This window comes from Tannerella forsythia (assembly GCF_003860135.1).
In the GTDB taxonomy this organism is placed as follows: domain Bacteria; phylum Bacteroidota; class Bacteroidia; order Bacteroidales; family Tannerellaceae; genus Tannerella; species Tannerella forsythia_A.
The window spans coordinates 1-256 of sequence record NZ_RQYN01000200.1; the positions used below are offsets into that span (position 1 = coordinate 1).

A 256-nucleotide genomic window follows, 5' to 3' on the forward strand; every position below is an offset into this window, starting at 1 on the left:
CGATGTTTGGAGAACCTATCGCATGCGGGGAGATGCTGAGAACAGAATAAAAGAGTTGAAGCAGGATTTTGGGGCGGAAAGTTTTAATCTAAAAGACTTTTATGCAACCGAAGCTGCCTTGATTTTTTCGATGACAGCCTACAATTTATCAACCAAGCTGCAATATATCGAAATTATTTTACATCTTTGCACCATGAACAAGATAGATTTCCGCACATTATCAGAGACAGAACGATTTGCTTTTCGCCGTCAAGCT

At 39.8% G+C, this 256-nt stretch carries 1 protein-coding gene; it reads left to right on the forward strand.

Annotated elements, in window-relative coordinates; genetic code table 11:
* On the forward strand, positions 1-256 hold a 256-nt coding region (locus EII41_RS14675; protein ID WP_260425612.1), incomplete at both ends, for a transposase.